The 24,542-nt window shown below is 63.0% G+C and carries 24 protein-coding genes; 17 read left to right on the top strand and 7 right to left on the bottom strand.

From position 1 onward, the window contains the following. Positions 1-82 precede the first annotated feature (82 nt). From AC6JA3_RS17290 to AC6JA3_RS17265, 6 genes are all read left to right on the top strand, one after another. Entirely contained in the window at positions 83-2,353 is a 2,271-nt protein-coding gene (locus AC6JA3_RS17290) for a carbon starvation CstA family protein (protein WP_497920360.1), read from the top strand. Continuing rightward, a complete protein-coding gene (locus AC6JA3_RS17285) occupies positions 2,353-2,544 on the top strand; it encodes a YbdD/YjiX family protein (protein ID WP_347781856.1) in 192 nt (63 codons plus the stop codon). Before AC6JA3_RS17290 ends, AC6JA3_RS17285 begins: the two co-directional genes overlap by 1 nt. 84 nt (positions 2,545-2,628) lie before the next feature. Beyond that, a complete protein-coding gene (locus AC6JA3_RS17280) occupies positions 2,629-3,285 on the top strand; it encodes a bacterial proteasome activator family protein (protein ID WP_026542188.1) in 657 nt (218 codons plus the stop codon). An 8-nt stretch (positions 3,286-3,293) separates the two neighbouring features. Then, positions 3,294-3,737 (top strand): hypothetical protein, encoded by a 444-nt coding sequence (locus AC6JA3_RS17275; protein WP_026542187.1) that lies wholly within the window; start codon positions 3,294-3,296, stop codon positions 3,735-3,737. 133 nt (positions 3,738-3,870) lie between these two features. Beyond that, a complete protein-coding gene (locus tag AC6JA3_RS17270; protein WP_026542186.1) occupies positions 3,871-4,710 on the top strand; it encodes an aldo/keto reductase in 840 nt (279 codons plus the stop codon). Between the two features lie 151 nt (positions 4,711-4,861). Next, a complete protein-coding gene (locus AC6JA3_RS17265) occupies positions 4,862-5,815 on the top strand; it encodes an Lrp/AsnC family transcriptional regulator (RefSeq protein ID WP_026542185.1) in 954 nt (317 codons plus the stop codon). On the opposite strand, the gene AC6JA3_RS17260 is transcribed toward AC6JA3_RS17265, so the two are convergent. Both AC6JA3_RS17260 and AC6JA3_RS17255 read right to left on the bottom strand, forming a co-directional pair. After that, on the bottom strand, positions 5,799-7,247 hold the full coding sequence (locus AC6JA3_RS17260; RefSeq protein ID WP_497920359.1) for an amidase family protein: 1,449 nt from the start codon (positions 7,245-7,247) through the stop codon (positions 5,799-5,801). The genes AC6JA3_RS17265 and AC6JA3_RS17260 overlap by 17 nt on opposite strands. Positions 7,248-7,370: 123 nt before the next feature. Then, a complete protein-coding gene (locus tag AC6JA3_RS17255; protein WP_175493464.1) occupies positions 7,371-7,520 on the bottom strand; it encodes a hypothetical protein in 150 nt (49 codons plus the stop codon). On the opposite strand from AC6JA3_RS17255, the gene AC6JA3_RS17250 reads away from it, so the two are divergent. The 4 genes from AC6JA3_RS17250 to AC6JA3_RS17235 all read left to right on the top strand — a co-directional run bounded on the left by AC6JA3_RS17250 (position 7,519) and on the right by AC6JA3_RS17235 (position 11,243). Beyond that, positions 7,519-8,274, top strand: a complete 756-nt coding sequence (locus AC6JA3_RS17250; protein ID WP_035761132.1) for a DUF5058 family protein — start codon at positions 7,519-7,521, stop codon at positions 8,272-8,274. The two genes, AC6JA3_RS17255 and AC6JA3_RS17250, sit on opposite strands and share 2 nt — an antisense overlap. A gap of 93 nt (positions 8,275-8,367) precedes the next feature. After that, a complete protein-coding gene (locus tag AC6JA3_RS17245; protein ID WP_497920358.1) occupies positions 8,368-9,105 on the top strand; it encodes a hypothetical protein in 738 nt (245 codons plus the stop codon). Between the two features lie 54 nt (positions 9,106-9,159). Beyond that, the gene (locus AC6JA3_RS17240; protein ID WP_026547037.1) at positions 9,160-10,407 is read left to right on the top strand and encodes an amidohydrolase; all 1,248 of its coding nucleotides are present in this window, start codon (positions 9,160-9,162) and stop codon (positions 10,405-10,407) included. 59 nt (positions 10,408-10,466) lie between these two features. Then, the gene (locus tag AC6JA3_RS17235; RefSeq protein ID WP_497920357.1) at positions 10,467-11,243 is read left to right on the top strand and encodes a DUF6226 family protein; all 777 of its coding nucleotides are present in this window, start codon (positions 10,467-10,469) and stop codon (positions 11,241-11,243) included. Between the two features lie 61 nt (positions 11,244-11,304). Here AC6JA3_RS17235 and AC6JA3_RS17230 read toward each other — a convergent pair whose 3' ends face one another. The 3 genes from AC6JA3_RS17230 to AC6JA3_RS17220 all read right to left on the bottom strand — a co-directional run bounded on the left by AC6JA3_RS17230 (position 11,305) and on the right by AC6JA3_RS17220 (position 13,239). Then, positions 11,305-11,658 (bottom strand): helix-turn-helix domain-containing protein, encoded by a 354-nt coding sequence (locus AC6JA3_RS17230; RefSeq protein ID WP_081733555.1) that lies wholly within the window; start codon positions 11,656-11,658, stop codon positions 11,305-11,307. After that, positions 11,655-12,242 carry a recombinase family protein gene (locus AC6JA3_RS17225; protein ID WP_347781851.1) on the bottom strand — a complete coding sequence of 196 codons (588 nt, stop codon included), beginning with the start codon at positions 12,240-12,242 and terminating at the stop codon, positions 11,655-11,657. Before AC6JA3_RS17225 ends, AC6JA3_RS17230 begins: the two co-directional genes overlap by 4 nt. Before the next feature lie 286 nt (positions 12,243-12,528). Further along, positions 12,529-13,239 (bottom strand): MgtC/SapB family protein, encoded by a 711-nt coding sequence (locus tag AC6JA3_RS17220; protein WP_051420826.1) that lies wholly within the window; start codon positions 13,237-13,239, stop codon positions 12,529-12,531. 286 nt (positions 13,240-13,525) lie between these two features. On the opposite strand from AC6JA3_RS17220, the gene AC6JA3_RS17215 reads away from it, so the two are divergent. The 7 genes from AC6JA3_RS17215 to AC6JA3_RS17185 all read left to right on the top strand — a co-directional run bounded on the left by AC6JA3_RS17215 (position 13,526) and on the right by AC6JA3_RS17185 (position 21,237). Beyond that, complete coding sequence (locus AC6JA3_RS17215; protein WP_026547042.1) at positions 13,526-14,485, top strand: carbohydrate ABC transporter permease; 960 nt, start codon at positions 13,526-13,528, stop codon at positions 14,483-14,485. Beyond that, on the top strand, positions 14,482-15,294 hold the full coding sequence (locus AC6JA3_RS17210; RefSeq protein ID WP_026547043.1) for a carbohydrate ABC transporter permease: 813 nt from the start codon (positions 14,482-14,484) through the stop codon (positions 15,292-15,294). The genes AC6JA3_RS17215 and AC6JA3_RS17210 overlap by 4 nt, the downstream gene beginning before the upstream one ends. Next, on the top strand, positions 15,291-16,670 hold the full coding sequence (locus AC6JA3_RS17205; protein WP_051420827.1) for an extracellular solute-binding protein: 1,380 nt from the start codon (positions 15,291-15,293) through the stop codon (positions 16,668-16,670). Before AC6JA3_RS17210 ends, AC6JA3_RS17205 begins: the two co-directional genes overlap by 4 nt. A gap of 514 nt (positions 16,671-17,184) precedes the next feature. Further along, positions 17,185-17,808, top strand: a complete 624-nt coding sequence (locus tag AC6JA3_RS17200; RefSeq protein WP_026547045.1) for an HAD family hydrolase — start codon at positions 17,185-17,187, stop codon at positions 17,806-17,808. A gap of 4 nt (positions 17,809-17,812) precedes the next feature. Further along, a complete protein-coding gene (locus tag AC6JA3_RS17195; RefSeq protein WP_026547046.1) occupies positions 17,813-18,844 on the top strand; it encodes a LacI family DNA-binding transcriptional regulator in 1,032 nt (343 codons plus the stop codon). 118 nt (positions 18,845-18,962) lie between these two features. Further along, on the top strand, positions 18,963-19,676 hold the full coding sequence (locus AC6JA3_RS17190) for a 2'-5' RNA ligase family protein (RefSeq protein ID WP_245232874.1): 714 nt from the start codon (positions 18,963-18,965) through the stop codon (positions 19,674-19,676). Between the two features lie 208 nt (positions 19,677-19,884). Further along, the gene (locus AC6JA3_RS17185; RefSeq protein ID WP_081733556.1) at positions 19,885-21,237 is read left to right on the top strand and encodes a substrate-binding domain-containing protein; all 1,353 of its coding nucleotides are present in this window, start codon (positions 19,885-19,887) and stop codon (positions 21,235-21,237) included. 238 nt (positions 21,238-21,475) lie between these two features. Here the strand turns inward: AC6JA3_RS17185 and AC6JA3_RS17180 are convergent, their stop codons facing one another. Further along, positions 21,476-23,557: a Tn3 family transposase gene (locus tag AC6JA3_RS17180; protein WP_347781850.1), complete on the bottom strand. Its 2,082-nt coding sequence runs from the start codon at positions 23,555-23,557 to the stop codon at positions 21,476-21,478. Next, the gene (locus AC6JA3_RS17175) at positions 23,440-24,495 is read right to left on the bottom strand and encodes a DUF4158 domain-containing protein (RefSeq protein WP_347781849.1); all 1,056 of its coding nucleotides are present in this window, start codon (positions 24,493-24,495) and stop codon (positions 23,440-23,442) included. Before AC6JA3_RS17175 ends, AC6JA3_RS17180 begins: the two co-directional genes overlap by 118 nt. Positions 24,496-24,542: the final 47 nt, after the last annotated feature.

Raw genomic sequence — 24,542 nt, 5'->3', positions numbered from 1 at the left:
CCCTCCAAGGGGTACCTCATTGCTAGCTTGCCCGTGACACGCGCCCGTGCCACGGCAGCGCAGTGGTTCTCAAGGAGGAGATATGGCCAAGGTTCCTGACAAGACCGGACCCGCGGAAGGACTGGACCCCACACTTCCTTCGCCGGCCGTTGACGACGCCGCACGGGAGGCCGAAGAGCGGAACTGGACTCCGGCCAAAATCGGGCTGTGGATAGCAATTTCGTTGCTGGGTGCGGTGGCATGGTTCATGCTGGCGCTGGTCCGGGGCGAAACCGTGAATGCGATCTGGTTCGTTTTCGCCGCGGTATGCACCTACCTGATCGGCTACCGGTTCTATTCCAAGGTCATTGAGCGCTACTTGCTCAAGCCCGATGACCGGCGCGCCACTCCTGCCGAATACAAGGCCGATGGCAAGGACTACGTCCGCACTGACCGCAACGTGCTCTTTGGTCACCACTTCGCCGCCATTGCCGGCGCAGGTCCGCTGGTGGGACCCGTCATCGCAGCCCAGATGGGGTACCTGCCAGGCACTATCTGGATCATCATCGGCGTCGTTCTTGCCGGCGCAGTCCAGGACTACCTGGTCATGTTCTTCTCCATGCGCCGCGGCGGCCGTTCCCTCGGCCAGATGGCACGTGAAGAGCTGGGCGTCATTGGCGGAACGGCGGCCCTGGTAGCCACGCTGCTGATCATGATCATCATTGTGGCCATCCTGGCGCTTGTGGTGGTCAACGCCTTGGGAGAGAGCCCCTGGGGCGTCTTCTCCGTGGGGATGACCATCCCCATCGCGCTGTTCATGGGTGTCTACCTGCGCTTCATCCGGCCCGGCAAGGTGATGGAAGTGTCCATCATCGGCTTTGTCCTGCTCATGGCTGCCATCATTGGCGGCGGGGCAGTGGCCGGAACCGAATGGGGTGCGGCCTTCTTCCACCTGGACAAGGTCACCATCGCCTGGGGCATCATCGTTTACGGCTTCATTGCCGCCATCTTGCCGGTCTGGCTGCTCCTGGCGCCGCGTGATTACCTCTCCACCTTCATGAAGATCGGCGTGATCGTGATGCTCGCCCTCGCCATCATCGTGGTGCGGCCCGAAATCAACGTCCCGGCGTTCAGCGAGTTCGCCAGCCGCGAGAACGGTCCGGTCTTCTCCGGTGCGCTCTTCCCGTTCCTGTTCGTCACCATCGCCTGTGGTGCCTTGTCAGGCTTCCACGCCCTCATTTCTTCCGGCACCACGCCCAAGTTGATCGAGAAGGAACGGCAGACCCGTTTCATTGGCTACGGCGGCATGCTGATGGAATCCTTCGTGGCCATCATGGCCCTGGTGGCTGCCATTTCGATCGACCGTGGCATCTATTTCGCCATGAACGCACCCCTTGCGCTCACCGGCGGAACGGTCGAATCCGCGGCGCAATGGGTGAACAGCCTCGGCCTGGCCAACGTGAACATCACTCCCGACGTCCTGGCCCAGACAGCCAAGGACGTGGGCGAGGAAAGCATTATCTCCCGTTCCGGCGGCGCACCCACCTTGGCGGTGGGCCTGGCGCACATCATGCAGCAGTTCATCGGCGGGCCCGGCATGATGGCCTTCTGGTACCACTTCGCCATCATGTTCGAAGCGTTGTTCATCCTCACCGCAGTGGACGCCGGCACGCGTGTTGCCCGCTTCATGCTGCAGGACTCCATCGGCAACTTTGTTCCCAAGTTCAAGGAAGCCTCCTGGCGTCCCGGTGCCTGGCTGTGCACCGCCATCATGGTGGCAGCCTGGGGCGCGGTGCTGATCATGGGCGTGACGGATCCGCTGGGCGGCATCAACACCTTGTTCCCGCTGTTCGGGATTGCCAACCAGCTCCTGGCCGCAATCGCTTTGGCCGTGTGCATGGCCATCACGGCCAAGAGGGGAGTGTTCAAGTGGTTGTGGATCGTTGCTGTGCCGCTGGCCTTTGCCGCAGTGGTGACCATCACGGCCAGCTTCCACAAGATCTTCTCGCCGGTTCCGGCAGTCGGTTACTTCGCCAACAACCAGGCGTTCTCCAAGGCCCTGGCTGATGGCAAGACGGAGTTTGGCACCGCCAAGACCGTGGCCGCCATGGAGGCGGTGGTCCGGAACACCATGATCCAGGGCGTGTTGTCGGTCATCTTCGTGACCCTGAGCATCATCGTGATCGTGGCGGCCCTGCTGGCAACCGTCAAGGCCATTCGTGCCGGTGGCGGACAGGACCATGAAGACCCCGCCGTGCCCTCCAAGGTGTATGCGCCCGCGGGCTTGATTCCCACAGCCGCGGAGAAGGCACTGCTGGCCGAGTGGAATGCCCTGCCTGCGGAGAAGCGAACGCAACCAGCCGGACACCACTGATGAAGGCCGTGGCCAAAGGGCTCCGCGGGTTCGCTGCCTACATGGGCTCACTCATGGGGGCGGATGCGTACCGGAAGTACCTTGAACACTTCAACGCCAGTGGCCATGCCGGTCCCGCCATGACGGAGCGTGAGTTCTGGCGGGACCGCATGGACCGGCAGGACAGCAACCCCCAGGGGCGGTGCTGCTGAGCGGAAACCAGGTTTCGCTACGAACGAAGTCCAAATTGAGGGACCGGACGGCGGTTCCGGGGAACCCCATGAGAGTATGAACGAATGAGCGATCTGAACAACATTCAGCCCACGGATGACGCTTCGGATGACACCCCCGTGGAGGGAACCATGCTGGAAGAGGGCCTTGAGACGTCCCCTGCGCAGCAATCGGGCGGGGGAGAGTCCGGGAAGACTGCCAAGCCCAAGGGTGGGAATCTTCACGAACTTGTTGATGAGCCGGCCAAGGTCATGAGGATCGGGACCATGGTCCGCCAGCTCTTGGAGGAAGTTAAGGCCGCTCCTTTGGATGACGCTGCCCGTGGGCGCCTCGCCGAAATCCACGAGCGCTCCATCAAGGAACTCGAGGACGGGCTCGCGCCCGAACTTATTGAGGAGCTGGAGCGCATCAGCTTGCCTTTCCCTGATGAAAAGGCGCCTTCGGATGCTGAGCTGCGTATCGCCCAGGCACAACTGGTTGGCTGGTTGGAGGGCTTGTTCCACGGCATTCAAGCGGCGATCGCGGCCCAGCAGGCTGCCAAGGAACATGCCGCGGCACAGATGCAGCTTCGTCAGCTCCCGCCGGGGACCATGATTGCTCCGGGAATCGTCATCGGCGAGAATGGCCAGCCGCAGCGCGCCGCTGCCCCGGGAGCTCCCGGTGCTGCTCCCCAGCACGGCCGGCCGGAAGACCCCGATCACGGTCCGGGTCAGTACCTCTGAGTTCCCAGGTGGGTTTCTTTGGGGCAGTCCGCCAAGGACGAAAAGACGATCTGGAGCTTGGCAAGGGGTTGTGGCGCCGCGCGCACGACCGTTTCCACCGTGGCCTGGATCGGTACCACCAGGTCCTCGAGGGCGTCGATGACGACCAGCTCTACAACGAGTTGGTGCAGATCGCGAACGAACTCGCGGAGTTGTCGCCCCGTGTCAGGACCATTTGCGTGGAGGCGCAGAGGCGCTCGCCCAGTGATGGGCTGGATGTCCCCGGGGCTCTGGCGGGAGTACACCGGGCGTTGTCGAAAGCCGGAAATTCCCTCGCCACCACTGCCGAGGCTGCTGCCATGTTGAGGTTGGCGGTGGGGCCTGTTCCAGTGGGTGCGCTCTCCGTCCGGCGGCGTGCGGAGTCAGTTTTCGAGCAGGTTGCTGATGCGGAGCGTCTGCTCGCTGCGGAGTAGGCCGGAGAAATAAGCAGCGCGTGCGCAACTACACGCGTGCGCCGATATTCCTCAGGTGCAAGAAGTTAAGCGCATAGCTTATATGCGTAACAAACCGAGCTTTTGGGAGCTTCTTGCTGGCAGGATGGCAAACATGACTTCGTCACCAACACTTACTTTCAACGACGGCAACACCATCCCCCAGCTCGGCTACGGGGTGTGGCAAGTTGAAGACGATGTAGCCGAAAAGGTAGTACGCCAAGCGTTCGACGCCGGGTTCCGCCACATCGATACCGCCAAGATCTACGGCAACGAGGCAGGCGTCGGCCGCGCCATTGCTTCCTCCGGCCTCTCAGCCGAGGACATCTTCATTACCACCAAGCTGTGGAACGCCGACCAAGGCTACGAATCCACCCTGGCTGCCTTCGAGGAGTCCATGGACCGCCTCGGCCTCGAGACGCTGGACCTGTACCTGATCCACTGGCAGCAGCCCAAGCAGGAAAAGTACGTTGACACCTGGAAGGCCCTCATCGAGCTCAAGAAGCGCGGCCGGGTCAAGTCCATCGGTGTCTCCAACTTCACCAAGGAAGGCCTGCAGCACATCATCGATGAAACCGGCGTTGTTCCGGCCATCAACCAAGTGGAGCTTCACCCCTTCTTCAACCAGGCCGAGCTTCGCGAATTCAACGCGTCCAAGGGCATCCTGACCCAGGCCTGGTCCCCGCTGGGACAGGGTGGCGAGCTGCTCGAAAGCGCCACGGTTGCTGAGATTGCCGCCAAGCACCAGGCAACCCCCGCCCAGGTGGTCATCGCCTGGCACCTGGCCATCGGCAACGTGGTCATTCCCAAGTCCGTCACCGAGTCCCGCATCCAGGAGAACTTCGCGGCGCTCAATGTCACGCTGGACGCCACGGACATCGAGGCCATCAACGGTCTTGACCGCGGTGCCGAAGGACGCATTGGACCCGACCCGGCAGTCTCCGACTTCGCCTAGAGCCGAAGCCTGGTCATCAGTGCCCCGTCCCCCTCGCCGGGGGCGGGGCACTTGCCGTTAACGCACGACGCCGGCACTCGGCGTCGTGACGCACCGCACCAAAGTCCGTGGTGAAATTGAGCAAACCCAGCCCACGAAGGACGGAACTTGCATGGTGGTCTTTGACGCCCTGGAACGGCAGATCGTTGCTGCGCTCCAACTTGATCCCCGCTGCCCCTGGCGGAAAATGGCAGCCGTCCTGGGCGAGGCGGAGCGAACTGTCGCCCGCCGTGGGTCACAGCTTTTGGAGTCCGGTGCCGTCGCGGTGGTGGGTATCCGGCCCCAGCCGGCCGTGGTCCTGGTGCAGATGCGCTGCCTGCCCGGTACGGTGCGGGCGGCAAGCCATGCCCTGTGCCAACGGCTGGACACCACCTTCGTATACACCACCACCGGTGCCGGGGATTGCGTGGCGGAGATCCTTACGGAACCTTCACGCATGGGCGACGTCCTCTCTGACGGGTTGCCCGCCACCATCGGCCTGCGTGACTCCACCAGCTACCCTGTGCTCCGGTACTTCCGCACCATTCGCGGCTGGCGGCCGGAAATCCTCGGCAATGACAAGGCGGAGGCGCTCCGCTCGAGCCTCACGCCGGACTCAGGAAGCCTGGTGGCGCGGCAGGATCTCAGCCGTCAGGACCACGAGATCGTGGACGCCCTCTGCGCTGATGGTCGGATGAGTTTTGAAGCGTTGGGCCGGCGGGTCGGCGTTTCGGAAGCGACAGCCCGCCGCCGCACCGACTGGCTCCTGGCCAACAACCAGGTTCACCTGCGCGCGATCGTCGAGCCCGCATCCTTTGGGCTGGACGTCGAGGCATTGCTGTGGGTCCGGGCTTCTCCCCAACATGTCGAACAAGTGGGCCGGAGCTTGGCCGAGCTGCCCACCGTCCGCTATGCAGCGGCCATTGCCGGCGACTACCAGATCATGGCGGATGTGACGGTGGAGGACATGGCCGCCCTCTACCGCTTCATCACCGACTCCGAGTGGGCACAGCATGCTGTCACGGTTGATGTTTCCATCCTGCTGGACGCTGGAAAACGCGGCGGCCGGGTTATGCGTTCACGGTAGTCAGTGGCTCCCGGGCCGGGGTAACAACGGGTGCGACGGCGGCGTAGCCGGTCTGCTGTTCGAAGGCGCGGCCATACCGGAGCAACTGCATGTCCGTGTAGTGGTTGGTGGCCAGTTGCAGCCCGATGGGGAGGCCGGAAGGTCCAAAGCCTGCCGGCACGCTAAGCACAGGCAGCCCCGTTGCCGACAACAGGCAGGCCGAGCGCATCCAGTCCAGATACGTTTCGGAAGGCACCCCGGCAATGTCCGCCGGGTACCGCTGCGAGGCATCGAAGGGGAGGACCTGGGCGCACGGGCTGGCGAAGAGGTGGTACTGCCCAAAGAATGACTGGACGCTTTGTTCCAGCCGTGTTCGGGCCGCCGCGGTCTCAATCAGGTCCCGGGCAGTGAGATCGAAGCCCTTCCGGACGTTCCAATGCACCTCGGGCTTGATGACGTCTCCGGCGCGTTCCAGGATCGGTCCCAGCCCTGCGGCGAAGTCCATGGCCCGGGTATTGCCGAACACGAGGTCTGCCTCGCTGAAATCGGGGGTGGCTTCTTCCACGATTGCGCCCAGGCCTTCGAAGACCTTTAGTTGCCGTTCGAGGTGCTCCAGGATTTCGGGATCCACGGGAACTCCGATTCCGAAGTCCCTGGACCAGCCGATCCGGACCCCGCGCATGTCCGCCTCGAGCCCTGCCCGGAAAACGCCCGGTTCCAGAACCGCAGGGTGCGGAACGCGGGAATCCTTGCCCGTAGTCACGGACATGAACAAAGCGATGTCCTCCACGCTCCGAGCCATGGGGCCAGTCCTTCCCAACCACGCGTAGGCGTTGACGTCGGACGGCATGGGGATCACCGCCGTCGAGGGCCTGAAACCCACCACGTTGCAGAAGGAGGCCGGGATGCGGAGCGAGCCGCCCATGTCGCTGCCGTCGCCGATGCTTTGGACGCGGGATGCGACGACGGCGGCCACCCCGCCACTGCTGCCGCCGGCGCTGAGGGTGGGCGCGTAGGGGTTGGTGGTGGTACCGAAGAGGTCGTTGAATGTGTGGGAGCCGGCTCCGAACTCGGGAACGTTCGACTTTCCGGTACTGACCACGCCGGCCGCCTTCAACCGCGCGATGATGAGGTCATCGGCGTCGGGAACGAAGTCGCGCAAGGCGAGCGAGCCCTGCGTGGTGCGCATTCCAGCGGTGTTGTTGGTGTCCTTGTGGGTCATCGGCACACCGTGAAGCGGCGGCAGCTCTGCTCCCGTTGCGGTCATCTGGTCCGCACGATGCGCCAAGGCCTGGGCACTTTCGGCGTCCAGGGTGACCACTGCATTGACCACGGGGTTGACCGCGGCAATCCGCTCCAGGTGATCGGCCAGGGCTTCGCGTGCCGAGATCTTCTTGTTGCGGATCGCTGCGGAAAGTTCGACGGCGGACAGCTCGCCAATGGACTCGGGCATGGTGCTCCTTTGCTGGATGTGTACTGCTTGAAGTGTGCCGCGTCACACCGCGCTGCCGGAAGCCCATGCGAAGCGAAACAAGGGTATGACGGATTCGGCCATGATTCAGGCTGATTCCGTCAGCTATTGAAGGTGATCAGGCTCATAGTCAAAGGTGTTGGTAACCCCACGGCCGATCCGGCTGGTGGGAATGGATTTGCCCCATTGCGCCACACGCCGGACAACGTCGTCCGGAGGTGGAAGTGCTGCGGGGCACACACCGGAGGTTTCCATGCACCGACTCCTGGCCCAACAAGCGGCCCTGCAAGTGCCCACCGAATCAACCGACATCATGTCCGTCGCCAACAATCCCGTCCTGTGGATCTGCGTCGCCGGCGTCTTCGGCGTCATCATCATCCAGTCAGTCATCTTCATGAAGGCCGCCCGCCGGGCAGCGCCGTCGGTAGAGATGAGCCCGCAGGACATCAAGACCTCGTTCCGTTCCGGTGCGGTCTCCGCGATCGGACCTTCCTTGGCGGTGTCGCTCGTAGCCATTGCCCTGCTGGGCCTCTTTGGTGCTCCCGCAGTGCTCTCCAGGATCGGCCTCATCGGTTCAGCAGCCTATGACGTATCGGCCGCCGGCATTGCCGCAGGCTCCATGGGGGCCAAGCTCGGTGATGCCAGCTACACACAGAGCGTCTTCGCCGTGGCCTTCTTTGCCATGAGCATTGGCGGTGCCATGTGGATGCTCGCCACCCTGATCCTGACGCCACTGCTCCGCAAAGGAGACGCCAAGATCCGCTCGGTAAATCCTGCGGCCATGGCCATTGTTCCGGCCGCTGCCCTGATTGGAGCTTTCTCTTGCCTGGGCTTCACCGAGCTCCCCAAATCCGGTGTCCATGTGTTGTCGTTCATGGTCTCGGCCGCGGTGATGGGCCTGTGCCTGCTGCTGGCCAGGAAACTCGGCAAGAGCTGGCTGCGCGAGTGGGGGCTTGGTTTCTCCATCGTCATCGGGCTGGGAGCCGCCTACCTCGCCGTCGGCGCGTGATCCCGCCTGCGTGATCCCGCCTGCGTGATCCCGTCCGCGTGATCGCGCTTCCGGTCAAAAGCCTTGATTCTTGAGCACGAAAGGAACACCCTCATGTCCTCCATCACTTCCGCTCCTGCCAGTACCAGCAGCTCCACAATGGCTGATTTCAACCGCACCACCTCCCGCTGGGGCCAGATCACCATGATCTGCGGCCTGCTGATCTCGGTAGCCGGGCCCCTGTTTCTCGTCTTCGCCAGTGGCCTGGATATAGGACCCGCGCAACTGTGGATCGCTTTCGCCGCAGTGGCTGCAACCTTCGGCATCATCTGGATCGTTGAGCCCCTCACCTACTACCCCATCCTTGGCCCTGCAGCGATGTACCAGGCCTTCATGATCGGGAACATCTCCAACAAACTCCTGCCCGCCGCCCTGATCGCCCAAACCAACATCGGCGCCAAGCCGGGAAGCAAGCGCGCCGAGCTGGCCGCCGTCGTCGCTATCTGTGGTGCCGCAGCAGTGCATCTGGTTTCGCTCGCCATTTTCGTGGGCCTCCTGGGGAGCTGGCTGATCAGCGTCATCCCGCCGTCGGTGCTGCTGGTGACGCGTTCATACGTGCTGCCCGCCGTCCTTGGCGCGGTGCTGGTGCAGGCCATCGTGTCCCTGAAGCAGCCCCGCACTACGGTATTCGCCCTGCTGGTCTCAGCCGTGGTCGTGTTCGTGGTGTTGCCGCTGGTGCCCGCGCTGGCCATGGTCTCCACCGCCATCGCCGTCCTGGGCACCATCTTGCTGGGGTGGTTCTTCCGCGGCAAGACATCCTTCACCGAAGCGAAGCCGATCCACATGGAATAGCACCCTCCAGCGCCACACGCAGCAGCCCTAAAAACCACCCAGGAAGACAGGCCAATGACCCAGACAGCCACAGCCACCGCCACCGCCACGCCACTCGATGCCGAACAGACCGCCAAACTGCACTCCTTGTACCGGCACCTGCATGCGCATCCGGAACTGTCCATGCAGGAGTTCGCCACAGCAGGATTGATTGAAGATCACCTGGACGAACTGGGGATCGAGCACTTCCGGTGCGGCGGGACAGGGGTGGTGGGCATCCTGCGGAACGGCGACGGTCCGGTAGTGGCGTTCCGCGCCGACTCGGACGGGCTTCCCATCGAGGAAGCCACGGGGCTGGATTACGCCAGCACGGACACCGGCACCCTTCCGGACGGCACGGTGGTGCCCGTCATGCATGGTTGCGGGCACGACACCCATGTTGCGTCTCTGCTGGGTGCCGCCGAAGTCCTCGCTGGCAACCTGGAGTCCTGGTCCGGCACGCTGGTACTCATCTTCCAGCCCGGCGAGGAAACTGCAGCAGGAGCACTTGCCATGCTGGACGATGGGCTTTGGGACAAAGCACCGCGTCCGGAGGTGGTGTTCGGACAGCACGTCATGCCCCGGCCTGTGGGTACTGTCGCGATCTCCAACGGTCCGGTAGCCGCCATGGCGGATTCGCTCCGGGTGACGGTCCACGGCCAACAGTCCCATGGATCCCAGCCGCAGGACTCCATCGATCCCATCGTCATGGCCGCGCACATGGTCACGCGGCTCCAGGGGATAGTTTCCCGGGAACTTGACCCACGCAAGTCCGCCGTCGTCACGGTGGGGACCTTCCACGCAGGACTGAAAGAGAACATCATTCCCGCCTCGGCCGAGTTCACGCTCAACATCCGCACCTTCGACGACGACGTCCGCGGGCAGGTTCTCTCCGCCGTTCGCCGAATCATTGAGGCAGAGGCCGCAGCATCCGGGGCGCCGGCGCCGGTCATCGAGGAAATGTACCGCTTCCCCCAATGCTTCAACGACCCCGACGCCGTCCCTGACGTGGTTGAGGCACTGCGGCTGGCGTTGGGGACTGAGGCAGTTGAAATCACTCCGCCCATGATGGGCAGCGAAGACTTCGGGCACTTGGGCACCGCTATCGGGGTCCCGTCAGTGTTTTGGATGTTCGGCGGTACCCCTGCCTCCGGGCACGAAGGCCCCGGCTCAATTCCCGTCAACCATTCGCCGTTCTTCGCACCGGAGTTGGAAGGTTCGCTGGCCGGAGGAGTCGCGGCCGCCGTCGCAGTGTTGATGTCCCGGCTGGGAGTCAGCCTTTGATCCGGTGCCCATAATCCGGACGCAGGGCCAAACCTACGGGCTCGGCCTAGGATGGGCGCATGGGGGATACCGAGGATCTTTTTGACGGGCCGGCATCTGCATTGCCGGCAGCGCTTTCCAGCAAGGCCGTGCTGAATCGACGCACTGCCGGGTACTTGCCGGCGCAGGAGGAAGCAGCCCCGGTTAGGCACCTTGGCGGGTACGCGCCGTTCGTGCTGTTCTGCGGAAGCAAGGGAGTCCCCGGCGGCCGGCTTGCCGTGGACATATCAGCGTTGCTGGAATTCCTTCGCTCCACTATCGGCGATATCTCCGTTGAACCGGGTTTGAGCGAGGCCGCCACAATATTCGTGGGAAACGCCATTGCGGCCATGCGCCCGGCAGCATCCTGGAGAATCATGCCGGACGGTTCCCGCGAAGTCGGAGACCGCGGCATGGTGGTGACGGTGGACCGCTTGGTTGAGGGATTGCGGAAGGCCGACGACGAGATGGTGGCCGGCCTCCTGGCCCACCTTATGGAGTGGGCCAGCGAAGAGCCGGACGGTCCCGCGCCCGCCGAATTGCGGCCGGTTCCCACGGGGCAAGCTCCTGAGCTTTTCATACGGCCGGAGTTGCCATCACGCGAGTACCGGGACATCAACGGCCAGGCGATCGAATACGGGAGCAGATGGGGTTCGGACAGCCCTCCGGAGGACTCCTACAGCGTTGACACCCACGGCGAACGCTTCGAAGGGCTGCACTTGGTTGCCCGGGCCTTGATGGGGTTCCTCGACAAAACCTATGACGTAGGGGTCGCCGTAGTTCTCGGGAAAAATCGGGCGGATATCGCTGACCGGTGATGGTCCGGTCGGCCAGCGGCAGCGATCAGGTAGTGACCTTTGCGCTGGCCGGCGGGATTGATCAGGTCCGGACGGATGTCCTCGATGGATTCGCCGTTCTCGCCGGGGCGGAGTTCGGTGTGCAGCATGTCGGTGGTGAACACGGGCGGCCGGCCACCGTGGTGTCCCTTGCGGGTGGCGGAGCGCGAGCCTTCGATCGCTCTATTTGGGGCGGGAGCGAATGGCTCCCGCGGTCCGAGCGTGGCTGGCGGCCCAGGGCCTCGACAGAGCCGCCGGCGCGGAATCCTGCCGTCCACCGTTGCAGCGTGCGGAGGGGGATGCCGGCCTGACTGGAGATCCTGGCGAGGGGAACACCGTCGTCGAGGTGCTGCCGGAGCAGTGCCGCGCGGTCTTCGGCCGACAGCTGGTGCTTCATGACCGGAGGTCTTCGGCCGCCTGCCGGTGGCGGTAGAGCGTCGCGCGGCTCCAGCCGACGAGTCGGGCCGCGTCCTCAGCGGTGCGTCCCTTCGCGCGAGCGTCTTGGGCGATCGCGAGCTTGTCGGCGATGACGAGCGGGTCGGACAAGGGCCGGCCGAAGCGGGTTCCGCCCTGTCTCGCAGCGGCGATGCCCGCGTTGACCCGTTCGACGATCAACTCCCGTTCGTACTCAGCAAGGGTCGCGAGCATGTTCAGCATGAGGCGGCCCGACGTTGTTGTGGGGTCAATCCCGTCCGAGATGGACCTCAAGTGCACACCGCGTTCCCGCAGCAGGTTCACCGTGTTCAAGACATCGATCAAGGATCGGCCGAGCCTGTCCACCCGCCACACGACGACGGTATCGCCCGGCTCCACATACGCGAGGAGCTTCTTCATCCCGGGTCGCTCAATAGCCGTCTTGCTTCCGGAGGTGAGGTCGGCGAACACGTCGCGTTTCTGCACCCCGGCGTCGACGAGCGCGTCGAGCTGCAACTTCGCATCCTGACTCGACGTACTCACACGCGTATACCCGAGATGTCTCACCCGGCCATTGTGCCTCAGAAACCCTCAGTCAGCACCCGCCTGAGACGATTTACGGTGAGACACCTTTCCAAGACGCGGGGCGGCCCGGCACGCCGCCGATTCCTTCGATCCTCAAAGACATGACGTCCGTGTCTTGAAAAACTGTAGCTTTTCGAGACAACGCTTACTGGAAGAGGGTGCACGTTCGACTCGTTGTTCTGAAGTAGCCGGGCTGGCTTTCACGCGCAACCATGCCGTGAAGATTCATGCTTTACGCACTGTTAGGCGACTTGTCTAAGGTCTCGGTTCAATCGCTGTCGTCATTTGCCGCGCGGACCATCTGTACGCCAGATACAGCCTGGAGCTGAACGATCAGCTCATCTATCCGTGCCCTGCCGCGATTGAACCGCATACGCGCCTCGATTAGATCAGGACCGGGAACAGAATCGATCCGGGAAGTGCTGTTCAGCGCGACTTCGTAACCCAAGCCTGTCGCCTCAGTCAATATGTCCCTAAGCGCTCCACGACCGTCCTTGTAGGTGACGATCAGTTCTCGGCCGGTTCCCGCGACCGGAATGCGTCGGCCAACCCACGATAGTGCTGTCACTGCACATAGGTGTAGAGCTGTCGCCAACGTTGCGAGGATAGGCATGCCTGCACCGCACGCCATGCCTATTGCAGCCACGACCCAGATGGAAGCGGCCGTCGTCAGTCCGCTGACAATGTTCTGCTTCACGAATATGACGCCACCGCCGAGGAAGCCGACGCCGGACACGATCTGCGCTGCAATGCGAGACGGGTCGAGGACAACATCTGCCCCGATTATGGCACTAAAGCCATAGCTGGAGACGAGAGTGAAAGTGGCTGCACCGAGCCCGACGAGCGTATGAGTGCGGAGTCCTGCGCTTTTCACCTGTCGGTGACGCTCCAAGCCGACGATAGCGGACAACACGAATGCCAGGACCAGTAGGACGATTTCGGTAAGTGTCGAGGGAGAGATCCATTCCACTTGCAGCACGCGGCCTCCTGATGGTGATGAGAACTTTTATTGTTCGTTTACTGTTTCCCCGAGTGAACGAAAAAGGGGTTGCCACGCGTAGGGAACGTTCCCTACACTCTAATGGACGGCTATCCCAACGGAGTGACCATGACAACAATCGCGCCCCCGCGTAAACGCCTGAGAACTTCCATACCCCCGCGCCGGCGCCGTGCTCGTCTCGCTGGCTGGGTTCCACTTTTCTTACTGCCTAGCCTGGCTTCTGTAGCCAACTTCGATTATTGGCCCCTACTCAAATGGATTCCCCATGACTCTTGAATCAACCGCCATACGGGCCTCAGACCTTGGCAAGCCGCGCCGGCTCAAAGGCCCCCGTCTGGCCACGCGGCGCGGCAGGCGGCGGCAGCTATGGCCGGTGCTGGCCCTGCTTCCCGCACTGGTGTTTGTCATCGCGTTCGACTATTGGCCGCTGCTGCGCACTTTGTACATGTCGGCGCAGGGGACGAACATTTTCGGTCAGCCCACGGGATTTGTGGGTCTGGCGAACTACGCCTCAATGTTTGTCTCTACCGATTTCCGGCACACGCTGTGGGTGACTCTCGTGTTCACTATCGGTTCGGTGGCCGCGAAACTCATCATCGGGCTGGCCATAGCGCTCCCGCTGGCCCAGCGGCTGCGAGGAACCGGATTCCTGCGGGCCGCAGTACTGGTGCCCATGGCCGTCTCGGTGGCAGTGGCAGGCCTCATTTTCAAGGCCATTTACCAGCCGCAGCTCGGGGCCGGCGACAGGATCGCGGCCTTCTTTGGCGGCGGCGAGGTGGGTTGGCTGACGAGTCCTGACGTGGCCATGGTTTCGGTGATCGCGTTGGATGCCTGGACCGGGATCGGCTTCACGGTGCTCCTCTTGTTGGCTGCCCTGGACGGTGTGTCTGAGGACGTGATGGAAGCGGCCGGCCTGGACGGTGCCGGCCCGGTCCGCAAGGCCTGGCACATGACTCTTCCCCTGATCAGCCCCACTTTGTTCTTTATCGTGGTGACACAGTCCATCAGCGGGCTGCGGGAGTTCACTGCCATCCAGATTCTCACCGGCGGTGGCCCGGCCAACGCCACCCACACTCTCGTCATCGACATCTACCGCACGGCATTTGGGGGTGGAACTGCAGACTACGGCGCGTCCTCGGCACGCGGTGTGGTGCTGCTGCTCATCATCCTGGCGATCTCCGTCGTGCAGTTCCGCGTACTCGAGAAGAAGGTGACTTACTCATGAAAGCCCCGTTCCTCAAGAAGGCACCCCGCGCAGCGCTCTACGCCTATGTCGCGGTAACCGCGGTCCTCGTGGTGTTCCCGGTGGTTTACGCTGCGGTCGGGGCCTTCCAGACCGTGCCGGGATCCGGCGGCCTGGGGCGCTGGGGACTCGAGAACTTTGCCACGGCCCTGGAGCGCGCACCGCTCCTCCGGCAGGGGCTCAACTCGGCGGTCGTGACACTGGCCCAGACCGGCCTGCAGCTACTCACCGCCATCCTGGCCGCCTACGCACTGGTTTTCGGCAACCTCAAACGGCCTTCGCTGTGGTTCGGTATCTTCCTGGTCACGCTCATGATTCCCGGCGAAACAAACGTGGTGGCCAACTATCTGACCATCCGGTCCATGGGTTTGTTCGACACCCTTCTGGCTGTATTCATCCCTTTCGGCGCCTCAGGCTATGCGATTTTCCTGCTGCGGCAGGCCTTCCTGAATTTCCCCAGGGAGATCCATGAAGCCGCCATCCTCGACGGCACGTCCCCACTCGGCTTCCTGTTCCGTTTTCTGGTGCCGTTGTGCCGTCCAGCGCTCATGACGGTCGCCCTGACCAGCGCCATCGGCGCTTGGAACGGGTACATGTGGCCGCTGATCGTCACCGAGTCACCAGAGATGCGGACGGTGCAGGTCGGTGTTTCGAGTCTTGCTGATGAGGCCAGCGTTGACATCGGATCCGTTCTGGCGGGTCTCATTCTCGTTTCCATCCCCACCATTCTTCTCGTCATTTTCGGACAGAAATTCCTTGCAAAAGGACTCACCCAAGGAGCAGGCAAATGATTCCCAACCCTCTAACCACCGCGACCAGGCGCCGCAGGGTGGCAGCTGCGGTGCTCACGGCAGCACTACTGGCTGTCACCGGATGCTCAGCCGGGACCGGGGCGGGGTCCGCCACCAACACCGTATCGGCCCCTGCGGCCACGGACGGTCCCGTGGTAATCGACTTCTGGCACTCGTCCTCCGGCGCTGCCGGGAAGGTCGTGGAGGACCTGGTTGCCAAGTACAACGCCAGCAACACCGACGGCGTCACCGTCAAGGCCATCTATCAGGGCAGCTACGAAGATGCCATTTCCAAGTTCACCAATGCCGTGACGTCCGGAGGAACTCCGGACCTTATGCAGGCCAGCGATGTGAACACCTCATTCATGGTGGATTCCGGTCTCGTGACGCCCGCCGAAGATGCCATGGCCGCCTACCAGGTGCCCTACGCAGCGGAGAAAGTCTCCCCCGCTGTAAAGAACTACTACACTATTGACGGCAAGCTGTGGTCCGTTCCCTTCCAGGTTTCACAGCCCCTGGTGTACTTCAACCCGGACCTGATCGCGAAGGCCGGACTCGATGCCTCCAAGCTGCCTGCAACCACGGCCGAACTGTTCAACTGGGCCCGGATCATCAAGGAAAAGACCGGCGTGGCCGGACTGACGTTCCACCTCAATCCCTGGTGGAACGAAGAGTTTGCCTCCAGCGCCGGCATCGAGTACTGCACGCCCGGCAACGGCACCACGGGCGCACCGGTGGACGCCGTCCGCTACACGGCAGCCAGCCAGGTGGGCGTGTGGAACACGATCCAGGAACTCTTTACGTCCAAGGCCATCTTCAATGTGGGAAAGGACGGCTCAGCAGCACAGAACGCGTTCACCGGGGGCAGCGCAGCCATGCTGCTGTCATCCTCCGGCAGCCTGGGAAATGTGGTGAAAGCCAAAGGCACTGACTTCCTGACCGCGCCCTTCCCGGTCGATGACGCCGCCAAGGGAGGCGCCGTCCCCGGCGGCAACTCCGTCTGGATCATCGGGAAGGACAAGTCCGGCGCGACGCAACGAGCCGCCGCACGCTTTGCAGCCTTCCTGGCCTCCCCGGACAGCCAGGTGGCGAGCTTCCAGGGCTCCGGCTACCTGCCCGCATCCACGGACGCCCAGGCAACCGCAGCAACGTCGGCAACCCCCGCGCAGAAGGTCCTCCTTGATCAGGTCGCCGTCACCAAATCCAACGTGGTGACCGCGGGCTGCCACAGCGGGGCGCTGAACAGCATCCGGCTGGAGCTACAGCCAGTGCTCGAACAGATCGCGGCAGGAACACCGGTCGAGGCCGCCTTCCAGCAGGCCGAAGCCAAAGCCACAAGCGCCATAGAGACCTACAACGCGCGGGCCGGAAAATGACGGCGGCCACCGCCAATGCCCTGGAGGAGGCGCCGGCGAGTACTTGAGAATCTCGCAGACCCATACCGCTACGGCGCCTTCCCCCGTTGGCCGGGTTGGGCCGTGCCGCCCTCCCCGTTCACGGCACAGGGCGGTCTCCTGACGGTGCCGGGCAGGGTTCTTCCGTATATCTGGCTTCGTCTGCGAATGTTGGGGCAACGCTGAAGGGCGCCGGTTTCGCGGGAGAGGCAATTCCGATCCCGGTAGGCACGTCACAGCGGTGCATTCGCAGAGAGGCACTGGATGTTCTGAGTCCAGTCCACCGCGAACGGCGCCGACGGTGAACAGATGCTGAAAACGGTCGCCGCGAGGGAAGGGAAGACGCTAGACGCCTAGAACGAGCGAGTCAAGTAATGCCTCGGAAGGGGGAGAGCACCCCGGCGCCCACTTCCGAACCTCAACCAAATGGCGAGAAGACAGCCAATTGAGGGTGTCCGCCCGGCCACCCTCTAGTTACGAACGATTGGTACCACCAATGAACAGTTGCCCGCAGGCGATCGAAGCGGTCGTATTCGACATCGGCGGAGTCCTTTCCGCTCCCGAGGGGGGAATCAAAGAAGTTGCCGATGTGCTGGGGCTTGATCCCCAGGTTGTGGCTCCGGCCTACTGGGCCGACCGCGGGGCTTACGATAAAGGATCCGACCGCGAGGCCTACTGGCGCTCGGTCGGAGACCACCTCGGGATCCCCATCGGCCCCGACTTGTCAGCAGAATTGGACCTAGTGGACAGCTCACGGTGGGCCGAAGTCGTTCCAAGCGCACGATCACTTCTCCAAGACGTCATCGAGTCCACCACAGTTCTTACCGGCGTCCTATCCAATGCCCCGCACACATTCGCGAAAGTAGTCCGTCAAGCTGCGTGGTCCGACCGGCTCACCCATCTGTTGTTCTCATGCGAGGTTGGCAGTGCAAAGCCGGACCCACACATGTACGAGGAAACCGAGCGAACGTTCGGCGTTGCCCAGGATGCTATCGTGTTCTTCGATGACCGTAAGGTCAACGTGGAAGCGGCGACATTGCGTGGTTGGCACGCGCGCCTGTGGGATGGTCCCGAAGACGCGAGGACCTACCTCCGCGCCAGAGGAGTTCTTGGAGACTAGAGCCATGCTTAACACCCCCTCCGCGCCAACCATCCTTGACGTTGCCGCGCGGGCGGGCGTGTCCAAGTCAGTAGTCTCCCGTGTCTTACGTGGAGAGTATGGCGTTGCGGTTGCGACCCGGGACAAAGTGCGGGCAGCCGCGCAAGAACTGGGATACGTTGTCAACTCCGTTGCTCAAAGTATGGTGACGAACCGAACCCGGACCATTGGCGTGTTCGTCCGCGATGCCGCCGCGCCGTTTTACAGTCAGCTCCTAACTTCTCTTCAGGAGCAGGCAGCTATCCGCGGCTACGGGGTGGTCACCGCTACAGGCGCCGGGCGGTTCGCAGGTCCGGACGAGAATACTGCCATCGCCCGGCTGGTGTCACTTAGGGTCGAAGGACTCGTGGTGAGCTCAGGCCTTCTCCCGTCTGAACTCATTGCCCAATACGCAAGCCGGATTCCCATAGTCCTTGCCGGGCGCCCGGAGCAAAATCCCACGTTCAGCAGCATTTACTGTGATGAAAACGTAGGCGGTGCTTCCATGGCAGATCACATCGCTGCACTGGGCCACACCCGAGTCGCGGTCCTGTCGTTGGCCAGGGAGACATCCATTCCGCAATTCATGCGGTCCGAAGCGATGATCCGTCGACTAGGAGACCTAAATATCGAAACACTGCGACTGTCGGCAGAAGAATATTCAGAGGCTAGAATCGCTGGCGCTCCCGCCGTCGTTTCGCAGATGTTAAAACACCCGGAATACACGGCACTCCTCACTCCCAGTGACCGATGGGCCATTGCGGTCCTGGAAAACATGCGGTCACGTAATTTGACTGCACCAGGGCATCTCTCCGTCACAGGTTACGACGGCATATGGCCATTCACGACGGATCTCATCGGCCTCACGACCTGGCGTCAGCCAGTGGGCGAGATCGGCGTCCTGGCCATCAACAGCATCGCCGACCAGATAGAAGGTGCCCTCTCGCACCCTATCCATCAATCTCTAAATGGGGAACTCATCGTCGGGCGTACCGGCGGCCCTCCCCCCGTTCGGTAGCCGTCCTTCACGAGTCTTCACAGCATTGCTTCTCACGAAATTCCCTTTAGGGAACGTTCCCTATATGCTGGTGGCTACTCCAAACTTAGGCAACTCTGATTAATTAAGGTGTACGTGCGTGACAACTGAAACAAGGCAAGCTGTCCAGGGCGGATCGACAAGCGACCATGCCCACCTGATTAACGACCCCCGGCTTCCAGCCATGCAACCACGCAAAGTAGGGGATCCCTTCAGATACGGGGTATATCTTGTACCTGATGCACGTACGTGCCGCGCGGTCACTGAAGTCACCACGCAGTTGCGCGCGCAATTCGGCCTTGTCTCTGCCGGCGCCTTTCCTCCACATGCCACCCTTGTGGGACGACAACATCTCCGGCTCGATGAAGATGCGATAATCTCTCGGATTACAACCGCGCTGGCCAACGTTCACTCTTTCGACGTACACAATGCCGGCGCAGTGCAGCACGGTCGCGGTTTCGTCTTTGATGTCAACCATCGTGAAGATGGCTCGGTCAACGAACCATTCCATGATCTCGCTCAGAGGATCCAAGCCGCGGTTGCACCGCTTCGAATCAATGATCCCGGTTCCCCAACAAATGACTTCGATCCCCGCACCTTCTCCGGCCATTTGTCGCTGGCCTCACATGATCTCTTCACCCGGCCGGATCTTACGGCTGAGGTAGGTGAGTACATCAGAGAACTGGAGATACCGGTTCCCTCAGACTTCAAAGCGCGCAAGGTTGCCCTGTACCGCACCGAAAGCAGGGACTGGGCCGGCCGCTGGTGGACGAACATGACGTGGGAACACATTCGTACTTGGAATCTAGGCTGAGGGTCCAATCCTACTACTCGGGCGAAAAGAGGTACGGCGGCCAACTCATGCCCACGTTTCACCGCTAACGCACCTGGCTACTGATGGTTCCGATCGGCAATCCAGACCCGGTCAAGAACGCCAAAACACTCGTTGCCGGCGTTCTTGAAGGATGGGGGCCGAGAGGAATTGCTCAGTGGCTTTATTAGGCTAGAGGAGGGATAGTTCCATGACCGACTTTGGCAAGCACGCGGCCGCGGCGTCCGACACCTGCCCCGGCCAATCTTTGCCCGCACCCAGCATCCGAGAAGTAGCGGCCGCTGCTGGGGTATCTACTGCTACAGTCTCACGGGCCCTCCGCCGGCTCCCGCGTGTTGCAACGGCCACCAGGGAAAGAATCGAGGTGATCGCAGCCAACCTAGGGTACGTCCCGTCCTCCGCAGCATCGGAGCTTGCACGAGGGCGCAGCAGCCGGAGATCCACGCGCACCGTCCAGTCGAAGCAGGTTGAACTCGCGACCCTCCTAATGGAGGAACCTATAGGGACCGATAACTCGGCCTCAATTGTGCCAGCTCCGAATCGATTTCAACCTGGCCGTGCCACGATCTACGATATTGCCAAGGTTGTCGGCGTCAATCCTTCCACTGTTTCCCGGGCCCTGAGCGAGCCGAGCCGGGTAAGCGCAAAAACTCGCGAACAAGTGCAGGAAGCTGCACAAGAACTAGATTTCCATGTCAATCCATACGCTAGGGCACTCCTTACCGGACAAACGAGAACCCTTGGGCTAATCGTTGCGGACATGACCAACCCCACGTTCTTTGACGTCATTCGAGGCGCTGAAGCGACAGCCGCAAGACATGGCTACGCGCTCGTGTTGGCGGAATCCGCTGAACGGGCCCCCGCAGAGCTTACGGCAGCCCGCCGTATCATATCTAGGGTGGACGGGCTTATTCTCGCCAGTCCCCGTATGCATGATGTGGACATCCAAGCACTGGCCCAAGATCGTGCAGTGGTTGTCATAAACCGAGAGGTCAATGACGTTCCCCGCGTAGTGCCGGACGTTAATATAGGCATCGGTGAGGCAATACGGAGCCTGGTTGCCAATGGGCATCAAAAGGTCGCCTTTGTCGCAGGCCCCGCGGAATCCTGGATGTCCATCCAGCGGTGGGAGGGGATGCAGCTCGCCTGCGAGCGATCGGGCCTCGAAGCGGTTCGACTGTCGTCGAGTAAACCCACGGTCGACGGCGGCAGACGGGTAGCGCCGGACATCCGCGCTTGCGGAGCTACAGCCGTTTTAGCCTACAACGATCTGCTGGCGATAGGTCTCATGCACGAGTTGCAGGCTGCCGGAATATTGATACCAGACGAAATCAGCGTAGTGGGTTTCGATGACATATTTGGCGCTGGCTTCACCACTCCTCCGTTGACTACCATCCGGTCGCCACTGGGCGAGTGCGGATCTTGGGCAGTTACACTGCTGCTCAGCATGCTCGCGGGAACAGGAACTCCACCCAGCTTTCTCCACATCGACACGCGTCTGGTGCTTCGTGGATCAAGTGGGAGACTGGTGCTCGCTCCTTGAGCACCAAGCGTTAAACCTCTGCTCCCAGCATTGGCGTCGTAGAAGACTAAGTGACACAAACCGACGCAAAGAGACCGCCAATTAGTGCCAACGTCCACAAATCAGGGTCTCGCGACTGTCCTCCGGGCGGCGTGGCGAGATTGTCTCAGAATGGACCGTTTGGGAGAGGGATGGGCGGCTTTTGGGGCGCGCGAGACACGCCTACGGCCGCGCAACTCGCCGCCACTCAACACCGCTGTCAGGGGTCAGAACAGGGTGTCCTGCACCCGCAGCGGCCGGTATCCGGTGGGCCGAGCTGGGCCAGCTCGCCTTCGATGTCGACGTCGATGGAGCCGAAGAAGTTGATGTTCTCGCTGTGGGCCGGGGAGATGTGGGCCAGGACCTCCTCGTCGACGCGCCGCCCGGACCGTCGCATCGATTCCACCGCCAGTCCGTAGTACTCCGTCGTCCAGGTCACCACGGCGTTCGTCACGAGCGTTAGGCACCAGGCCTGCTCGGTTTGTTGTTCGAGGTGGCGGGCCCGGATGGTGCCCTCGTGGGCGTAGAGCAGATCCCGTTTCAGGGCATGGAGTGTCTCGCCCTTGTTTAGTTGACGCGAGATCTTGCGGCGATATGCGGGGTCCGCCAAGTACCGGGCGGCGTAGATCGTCCTCCGCAGCGCCCCGTATTCCTTGAGTGCCGCGGCCAGTGCGTTCTGCCGGCCGGATGCGGAGAGCTTGCCGACCAGAAGCGACGCGGTGGCATGCCCGAACTTCAGCGCCCCGGCCAGCCGGAGCAGGTCGTCCCAGTGCCCGGCGATCAGATCCATGTTGCACCGCCGGGTCAACAACAGCCCGGCCAGGGGGAACGCCGACTCGATCTCCGGCTTCTGCGCGGTCCGGTACAGGGTGATCTTGCCCAGGTCCCGGATGCGCGGGGACAGCTGCAATCCCAGCAGGTCGAACAGGCCGAAGTTGACCAGCGTCACCCCGTGCGTGTCGGTCGCGTGCTCGGTGATGGGAATGTCGGTGGCGTTGCCCAGGATTTCATCGAGGACGTAGTGTGCCTCGCGTTTCGTCGCGACGATGATCTTCGTGCCGTAGGTGGTGTGCTGGTCGGTCACGTGCGTGTAGGTGCTCAGCCCTTCATGGGCGAAATACCTGCTCAAAGCCCTGGCCGTGACGGACTTCCCGCGGGTGGGGAACCGCTGACCGTCCGATGAGGACAAGGTACCGGAACCGAAAACCGGGGTCAGCGGCAGCTTCTGGTGGTAGCCAATGAGCGCCAGGTTCGCCGCCCTCAGCGTCTCCTCCCGCACGTACCACTCGGCGGTCCAGGCCAGGATGTCGTAGGAGATGCCGCAGGCGTCGGCCATCCTGGTCAGTCCAAGGTTGGTGGAGTGGCTGAGCAGCACCGCGATCAGGTTCCGCTTCACCTCCGGGCTGCGGGTCTGCTTGCCGCCGGCGTGGGTGAAGCAGTCCAGGAACCCGGTGCGTTTGTCCATCTCGATCACCAGCGACACGATCGGCGCGAACGGCAGCATCTCGGTCAGCTCAGCCTTCAACGACACCGCCTCGGCCGGGATGTCCTCGGCACTCAGTGGGGAGATCACCAGGTCGCCCGCCTCGTCCAGGCGGACCGGCCCGTCGCCCTCGCCGAGGGCATGTTCCAGCTCACCCAGCGCCGTGTGCAGCTCCTGCTCGACCTCGGCCAGCCCCGTGGCGGCGTCAGCGGGTTTGCCGACCAACCGGCAGAACTCCACCCGCTGATCTGCCCACTTGTCCGGGGTGAGCACGTAGGCGGCCGGGTCGGAGTAGCGGCGCGACCCGGGCACGAACACATCCCCGGTGCGCAGCCCGTCCCGCAACGCCAGCAGCGTGCACAACTCCCAGTAATGCCGGTACGCGGTGATGCTGCCCGTCTTCGCCGCGGTCTCCAGGTAGCCGCACCAGCGTGCCGGGACGAACCCCGTCGGCGCGTCCTCGGGGACCTTGCGGGCACCGGTCACGTTGAGCTCCCGCAGGATCTCCACCGCCTTCACCAGCTCGGCCGCGGCGGTACCGCCGGCGAACCGCACCGCTTCCAGCACCTGCGGGGTGAACTGCCGCAGATACCCGTACGAGCCATCCAGAGCGACCAGATGCCCATGATCGCGCGGCAACGGGGGCAGGGCGGCCGACTGCGCCGAACGCAGCCGTTCCCACCCGATCAGTTCCCCGCGGATCAGGCCGCCGACTTCCTCGTCCGGCACCGCCGGGTCCGCGACGACGGCCAGGATCGCATCCAGCAGCGCCTGCCGGTCCTCCCCGGCCCTGCCCCGCTCAGCCAGCGCGTCCCGCATCTTCTGCGCGGCCTTGCTCTCCCGGCGGAAACCGCCTGATCGAACAACTGCACCACCTCGTCAAGCACCTCGGTCGCAGACTGCGCCAACAGCGTCAGCAGGATCGGGTACCGGCGCTCCGGCTCACGCCTTGTCAACGCCTGCGCCGTCAGCCGGCGGCCCACCGTGGCCAGGAACCGGCGCCGCTCCGCCGGCAACACCGACAAATCCAGGGTGTGAGCGTCCATCCCGCGCAGGAACTCCAACTTCGCGATCTCGGCCTTCACCGCCGCGGGCGAGGCCTCCACCGGCCCCGTGCCCAGCCACCGCAGGCGCGTCATCCCGATCCCCGCGTCCACCACCAACAACCCGTCCAGGCCGACGCGACGCTCGTCGGTGAACTCGTGCGCCAGCCGGTCGAACGTCTCCCGCTGCGCGGCCTCCCGGGCGTGGGCGACCCGCTTCACCACCGTCACCGGCCCCGGCCGGATCACACGCGCCGAGATCAAATACTCGCACGCCAGCCGGACAAGCAACGTCGGGGAGTCATGCTCCATCGCCCGCGCCAGCAGGAACTCGTCCAGCTCCTTCAACTCCAGGCTCGCCGGCGCCCGCCACCCCAGATACCGTGCCGCCAGCCGAAAATGATCGGTCCGGGTCTTCGCCCGACGCCCGTATGACCGGACCGCATCCGGATCCACCCCAAGCTGCCCGGCCAGCCGCACCACTGCAGCCCACGGCGCCGACACCACCTCGTCCGGCACAAATCCCAGCCACGGCAACGTGCAAACGGCCAGAGCAAGCCCCAACCGGTCCGACGGGCCCCGACCCCGCCCAGGATCGATGAACGCGACATCAGCCGGAGTCAAGGTGAAGAACCGGAACAGCTCCTCCCGGCCGATCTCCGGAAACCGCCGCAGCCCCTCCAGCTCCTCATCCGTGAAAAACTGAACGACCACCCAGCAACCTCCCACCAGAGCCAAAAAATCCCCTGATCAGAAGCCTA

The organism is Arthrobacter sp. TmtSoilC79, assembly GCF_059739405.1.
The sequence above is the reverse complement of the archived record's forward strand: the minus strand, read 5'-3'. Positions and strand labels throughout refer to the sequence as shown.

Bases quoted from the DNA above. Each gene is read 5' to 3' on its own strand.
- AC6JA3_RS17290 (WP_497920360.1), top strand. From the start codon at position 83: ATGGCCAAGGTTCCTGACAAGACCGGACCCGCGGAAGGACTGGACCCC.
- AC6JA3_RS17285 (WP_347781856.1), top strand. From the start codon at position 2,353: ATGAAGGCCGTGGCCAAAGGGCTCCGCGGGTTCGCTGCCTACATGGGC.
- AC6JA3_RS17280 (WP_026542188.1), top strand. From the start codon at position 2,629: ATGAGCGATCTGAACAACATTCAGCCCACGGATGACGCTTCGGATGAC.
- AC6JA3_RS17270 (WP_026542186.1), top strand. From the start codon at position 3,871: ATGACTTCGTCACCAACACTTACTTTCAACGACGGCAACACCATCCCC.
- AC6JA3_RS17265 (WP_026542185.1), top strand. From the start codon at position 4,862: ATGGTGGTCTTTGACGCCCTGGAACGGCAGATCGTTGCTGCGCTCCAA.
- AC6JA3_RS17260 (WP_497920359.1), bottom strand. From the start codon at position 7,247: ATGCCCGAGTCCATTGGCGAGCTGTCCGCCGTCGAACTTTCCGCAGCG.
- AC6JA3_RS17250 (WP_035761132.1), top strand. From the start codon at position 7,519: ATGCACCGACTCCTGGCCCAACAAGCGGCCCTGCAAGTGCCCACCGAA.
- AC6JA3_RS17255 (WP_175493464.1), bottom strand. From the start codon at position 7,520: ATGGAAACCTCCGGTGTGTGCCCCGCAGCACTTCCACCTCCGGACGAC.
- AC6JA3_RS17245 (WP_497920358.1), top strand. From the start codon at position 8,368: ATGTCCTCCATCACTTCCGCTCCTGCCAGTACCAGCAGCTCCACAATG.
- AC6JA3_RS17240 (WP_026547037.1), top strand. From the start codon at position 9,160: ATGACCCAGACAGCCACAGCCACCGCCACCGCCACGCCACTCGATGCC.
- AC6JA3_RS17235 (WP_497920357.1), top strand. From the start codon at position 10,467: ATGGGGGATACCGAGGATCTTTTTGACGGGCCGGCATCTGCATTGCCG.
- AC6JA3_RS17230 (WP_081733555.1), bottom strand. From the start codon at position 11,658: ATGAAGCACCAGCTGTCGGCCGAAGACCGCGCGGCACTGCTCCGGCAG.
- AC6JA3_RS17215 (WP_026547042.1), top strand. From the start codon at position 13,526: ATGACTCTTGAATCAACCGCCATACGGGCCTCAGACCTTGGCAAGCCG.
- AC6JA3_RS17210 (WP_026547043.1), top strand. From the start codon at position 14,482: ATGAAAGCCCCGTTCCTCAAGAAGGCACCCCGCGCAGCGCTCTACGCC.
- AC6JA3_RS17205 (WP_051420827.1), top strand. From the start codon at position 15,291: ATGATTCCCAACCCTCTAACCACCGCGACCAGGCGCCGCAGGGTGGCA.
- AC6JA3_RS17200 (WP_026547045.1), top strand. From the start codon at position 17,185: ATGAACAGTTGCCCGCAGGCGATCGAAGCGGTCGTATTCGACATCGGC.
- AC6JA3_RS17195 (WP_026547046.1), top strand. From the start codon at position 17,813: ATGCTTAACACCCCCTCCGCGCCAACCATCCTTGACGTTGCCGCGCGG.
- AC6JA3_RS17185 (WP_081733556.1), top strand. From the start codon at position 19,885: ATGACCGACTTTGGCAAGCACGCGGCCGCGGCGTCCGACACCTGCCCC.
- AC6JA3_RS17180 (WP_347781850.1), bottom strand. From the start codon at position 23,557: ATGCGGGACGCGCTGGCTGAGCGGGGCAGGGCCGGGGAGGACCGGCAG.